The organism is Streptomyces sp. NPDC050743 (genome assembly GCF_044456925.1).
Taxonomy (GTDB): Bacteria; Actinomycetota; Actinomycetes; order Streptomycetales; family Streptomycetaceae; genus Streptomyces.
The window spans coordinates 1-5,018 of the sequence record NZ_JBITGJ010000237.1; the positions used below are offsets into that span (position 1 = coordinate 1).

Here is a 5,018-nt window from a genome sequence, read left to right on the forward strand (position 1 = left end):
TGGTCCGGCTCGTACTTCGCCGCAAGCTGCGCCGGAGCGCCGCTGACCGTCGTACAGCAGTACATCGAGCGGCAGCAGCGCCCCGCGGGCTGAGGTATACCGTGCCGACCCGTGCCCACGTGCGGATCAGAGCGGCCTTGAGATGGCCTCCACCACCGCCCCCAAGGGCGGCGCACCGGCCAAGATCAAAGGTAGAAGGTTCCGTCGCGGAGCATGGCGAAGAGGACGTCGGCCCGTCGTCGGGCCGGGCAGAGCAGGGCTTGGGTGTGGTGCTTTCCCTACGCGATCTTCTTGTCGGATTAGGCCCGCGACTCCGAGTTGCCCAGTGCGGCGAACGCGGAGAGGAAGAGAGCCGTTTGAGCTGCTTGTTTCCCCGTCTGGAGGGCTGTTCGCCTCGGATCGAAGATCGCGTTTGCGACCTGCCGGAGATCGCAGGTCCCGGGTCTACCGTCGCCGACCGGCTCACGCGGTCCTGCTTCCAGGCCGCGATCACCAGCTCGATCAACGCCCACTGCTCGTCCGATAAGTCGCTCGGATACGGTCTTCGCTCCATGCCCGCGTCCCGGCATGCACATGACCAGTAGTCGCCCTGTGCGGCGATCAGTACCAGGATTGAGCGATCACGAAGCCACGCGCAGGCTCTGAAGCGCAGGGGACGGCTCGCCGAGGCCGCCAGAGGATCAAGCACGCTCTCAGAGAGGGCCTCGCCATGCGCGCACACGTATCAAGAGAGTGGCTGTCGCGGTTGTGTCGGCACCGATGCTGACCATCGCCGCCGGGACTGGAGCCGCCCATGCGGCCGCCCCCTCCGCGCCCGAGCTGGGGCTGGGGTGCTCGATCCCATCGGGCACCCGGATCCATATGCCGAAGCCCCTGATGTACCTGATGTGCCGGTCTCCGCGTCGACGGAGGGACCGGGCGGCAATGGCCCGCAACAGCGAGACCGAGTTACAGCCCGCCCCCTTCGGCGCCCTCCCTGCTGTCGCGCGCCCCTGCATCACTCCGTCTGGGCAGGGGCGAGGCCGGTGGCGGTGGCCTGGAGCAGGCGGGTCAGTCGTGGTTCGAAGTCGAGGGCGATGTGTCCCCAGCGGGGGTGCTGGGCGTAGAGCTTGGCAAGGGTGGGTGTGGGATGGGAGATCTGCCAGAGGTTGGCGGTGAGTCCCAGCGCCACGGTGATGAGGTCCTGCACCTGTGTGCTGGTCATGGTGCCCGCGGTGGTGAGCGCTTCGACGATGGCGTCGTACGCAGCGAACGAGTTGGTCTTGTAGCGGCGCGCGCGTTCGATGCAGACGTCTCCTTCGAGACTGAGTGGGACGTGGGTGAGCAGGTCACAGAACAGCGGTTGCGCGGCGAGCGTGCCGGCCACGACGGCCGCGATCTGTTCCGGGGTGAGACCGCGGGTGTCGGCAAGGCGGGCGGTGAGGATGTCGCACCACTGCCGCCAGCCGCGTTCGGCCAGTTCCAGCAGGAGTTCCTCCTTGCTGTCGAAGTAGCGGCGGACGGCGGAGGCGTGCAGGCCGGCAGCCTCGGTGACGGCCGCCAGGGTGATGTGGCGGACCCCGCCCCGGGCGGCGGCCAGCGCTCGCGCGGCATCGAGCAGGTCTTCGGCTCGGCGGAGCTTGGCCTCGGGTGAACGGGCTCGGCGCTGCATGATCGCCACCATAACGCATGGGTGATGCGTAAACGACCTCGACGTGTTAGCGTGCTCGTAACGCAAGTGGATTGCGTTATTCCTTGCGGGGTGCTTTCGCCGTGGCTCAGCCCACACAGTCCCCCCGCACTCATCACATAGACGGAGTTCGTCCCATGTCCAAGGTTTTCCTGGTCACTGGTTCCTCCCGGGGCCTGGGCCGCGAGATCGTCACTGCCGCTCTCGCCGCCGGGCACCGGGTGATGGCCACCGCCCGCGACCCGCGCACCCTTGAAGATCTCGTCGCCGCCCACGGCGACCGGGTCCGTACCGCCCGGCTCGACGTGACCGACGCCGATGCCGCCGAACGTGTCGTCGGCGAGACCGTCGACGCCTTCGGGCGGCTGGACGTCGTGGTCAACAACGCCGGCCAGGGCGATCGCGTCTCCTTGGAGGACACGACCCTGGAAGCGTTCCGCCGGCAGATCGACACCAACTTCTACGGCACCGTGTATCTCAGCCGGGCCGCCGTGCCCGTGCTGCGCCGCCAGGGCGGCGGCCGCATCATCCAGATCTCCTCTCTCGGCGGCCGCATCGGCAGCCCCGGCATGACCGCCTACCAGTCCGCCAAGTGGGCCGTGGGCGGTTTCTCCGAGGTCCTCGCCGCCGAGGTCGCCCCGATGAACATCAAGGTCACCGTCCTGGAACCGGGCGGCATGCGCACCGACTGGGCGGGGACGTCCATGCACACCCCGCCCATCAGCGAGCCGTACCAGGCCACCGTCGGCGCCGCCGCGGAGGCGATGCAGAACTTCACCCAGGAGGCAGGCGGCGACCCGGCCAAGGTCGCCCAGGTGGTCCTCACCGTCGCCGACCTCGACGAACCCCCCTTGCGCCTGCTCCTGGGCTCGGACGCCTACACCTACGGGCGTGCCGCCTGGACCAGGCGCCTGGAGGAGGACGAGAAGTGGCGGTACCTGAGTGTCTCCACCGACCACGACCAGGCCGAGGACGACGGGTCCAGGTGGCTTGACCACTAAGCAGGCCCGTCAGGACCAGCCGACCGTTGGTCCGAGTGTGCCGTTGACTGACGCGCAGTGGGCGCGGATCGAACCGCTACTCCCGGACCGCACGCCGATGCGGGGTGGCTGGTGGCGCGGTGCGGCACAGCCGTCACCCAGACCGCTGGCCTGCGCGCGCGGGCCTGCGGCGCTACGTCGAGAGCAGGGGAGGGTTCCTGCTCAGCCTGACCGAACGCGGCTGGGAGGAATAGGTAACGAGAGGAAATGAGAGGCAATGAGCATCGAGTCTGACACCGCGATCCGCTACCTCATGGACCGGATCGCTATTCAGGACGTCATCGCCCGCTACGGTATTGGGCAGGATCTGCACCAGGGTGACAACACCGACCAAGATTTGATGGCGCAGTGGGCCGAGGTCTTCTCCGCCGATGCGGTCATCGACGCTTCCGACGTCGGCCAGAGCGCTGAAATCCGGCTGCCGGACTACGTCGACTTCATGCGGGGCACGCGCCGCGAGGGCACAGACGGGCTCGGGAGGCTCTTCGGGCGCTGGCAGCACCGGGAAGGGTACGCGACCGTTGCGATCGACGGTGATCACGCGACCGCCACGTCGCCGTTCTTCCACACGCACGAGACGCGAGACGGAAACGCCAACGTCGTGCACACGGGCCTGTGGCACGACCGACTGGAACGGTTGCCGGAAGGCTGGCGCATCGTCCACCGACGCCTGGAGAACGGCTTCTTCCATACCTTCGCCCGCATCAGCAACCCAGCCGATCTGTTGGAGCGGTAGCAGATGAGGGCAGCTGCCATCGCAGTGAAGGCCAGGAAGTGGTCGGGCTTGCGCTGGTAGCGACGGTGCAGGCGCCCGCAGCCGATGAACCAGGCGATGGCGCGTTCGACGACCCAGCGGTGTCGGCCCAGGTGTGTGGAGTTCTCGATGCCGCGGCGACCAAGGCGACGGATGATGCCGCGCTTGTGTAACCATCGCCGCAGGTGACGGTAGTCGTAGCCCTTGTCCGCGTGCACCTTGGCCGGGCGTCGGCATCGTGGCCCGCGGCGTGAGCGGATCGGCGGGATGTTTCGGTCTGCACGGCGGGGTGCCGGTGAGCGGGTCTCCCCGCCATCGAGCGCCGGCTGAACAACCGGCCCCGCAGGAGCCTAAGTTGGCAGAGCCCTACCCCTGCCACCGCATTCGCTGGAATCAGCCCAGATATCCGTACACCAGGAATCGGGTCCGGCACACTCGGGGCGGGGAGGGCCCGCACGTGCACCTACGGGGCCGATTCCGCCGGACCTCGACACACCATGCGTGCCACACAAATCCGCTGCTACGAGCACGCTCGCTCTTGCACGGCCACAAAGACCAGCGAGACCACGCCCACAAGCACCAACCCGCCAACCCGCCAACGCCCCTCTGCCCTGACATGCCACACAGACCTGTCATGACACCGAGATGAGGGCGATGGCCGCTGCGGCGCAGACGAGGCCGATGGTCTGGGTGCCGGTGAGGCGTTCGTGGAGCATGGTGACGCCGAGCAGTACGGGGATGGCGGGGTAAAGCGCGGTGAGGACGACGGCGAGGGACAGAAGTTGCTCGCGGGTGGCCAGCGTGTACAGCGCGATCGCGACGGTGCCCAGCGCGCCGGCGCCGAGGCAGCTCCAGGCCAGGCGGGGCGCCACGCGCAGCCGTCCAGGGTCCGCCGCGATCAGCGGCAGGAGCGCCAGCACGGAGGCGCCGCGGCTGGTGACCAGCGGCCACAGCCCGGCAGCGGGGTCGGCCCGGGCGAGCGCGATGAACTGCACGGCGAAGCCGACCCCGGCGATCAGGCCGTCGCGGGCGCCGGGCGCGACGCCATCACCGCCGTCCTCGTCGGCCCGGCCGGAACGGGTGATGAACCACAGCGCGGGGGGCGCCGCGGCTATGCCGCACCAGGCCAACGGGCCGGGGCGGTCGCCCAGCAGCGCGACGCCGACCAGCACGGGCAGGGCGACGGCGGCCACATCACTGAGCGGCACCACCACACTGAAGCGTCCCCGGCCCATCCCCCGGTACAGGAAGCCCACGCCCACGCCGGTGCCGATACCCGATAACGCACCCCAGGCCAAAGGACCGCCGCCGAGGTGGGAGGCCACGACGAACGGGGCTACGGCGAGTATCAGCACGGTGCCGCCCAACTGCCCGATGACGGCGACCGCGACGCTGTCGACGCGCCGGGCCAGCAGGCCGTTGAGGAAGTGATTGAAGGCTCCCCTCCCTGAAGGGAGGCGATTCCTCACCCTCCAGGGCTGAGCGGGGATTTACGGCTCAGGCCGCCACCGGAGCCGGCGGCTCGGGTGGTCTTACGCCCTCGACACCGTCCGGG

At 69.0% G+C, this 5,018-nt stretch carries 4 protein-coding genes and 2 pseudogenes; 2 read left to right on the plus strand and 4 right to left on the minus strand.

Annotated features, from left to right (window positions below; genetic code table 11):
• Positions 1-185 precede the first annotated feature (185 nt).
• Both ACIBJF_RS52025 and ACIBJF_RS52030 read right to left on the minus strand, forming a co-directional pair.
• Positions 186-406: pseudogene (locus ACIBJF_RS52025) on the minus strand (IS110 family transposase); the annotation flags it as partial.
• A gap of 591 nt (positions 407-997) precedes the next feature.
• Positions 998-1,651 (minus strand): TetR family transcriptional regulator, encoded by a 654-nt coding sequence (locus ACIBJF_RS52030; RefSeq protein ID WP_399184899.1) that lies wholly within the window; start codon positions 1,649-1,651, stop codon positions 998-1,000.
• Positions 1,652-1,806: 155 nt separating this feature from the next.
• Here ACIBJF_RS52030 and ACIBJF_RS52035 point away from each other — a divergent pair, with 155 nt between their 5' ends.
• Both ACIBJF_RS52035 and ACIBJF_RS52040 read left to right on the plus strand, forming a co-directional pair.
• Positions 1,807-2,670, plus strand: coding sequence for an SDR family NAD(P)-dependent oxidoreductase (locus tag ACIBJF_RS52035; RefSeq protein WP_399184900.1), 864 nt, complete (start codon positions 1,807-1,809; stop codon positions 2,668-2,670).
• Between the two features lie 292 nt (positions 2,671-2,962).
• Positions 2,963-3,445 carry a nuclear transport factor 2 family protein gene (locus ACIBJF_RS52040; protein ID WP_399184902.1) on the plus strand — a complete coding sequence of 161 codons (483 nt, stop codon included), beginning with the start codon at positions 2,963-2,965 and terminating at the stop codon, positions 3,443-3,445.
• Here ACIBJF_RS52040 and ACIBJF_RS52045 read toward each other — a convergent pair.
• Positions 3,439-3,738: pseudogene (locus ACIBJF_RS52045) on the minus strand (transposase); the annotation flags it as partial. The gene ACIBJF_RS52040 and the pseudogene ACIBJF_RS52045 overlap by 7 nt on opposite strands.
• A gap of 357 nt (positions 3,739-4,095) precedes the next feature.
• Positions 4,096-4,932, minus strand: coding sequence for an EamA family transporter (locus ACIBJF_RS52050; RefSeq protein WP_399184901.1), 837 nt, complete (start codon positions 4,930-4,932; stop codon positions 4,096-4,098).
• Between the last annotated feature and the right edge of the window lie 86 nt (positions 4,933-5,018).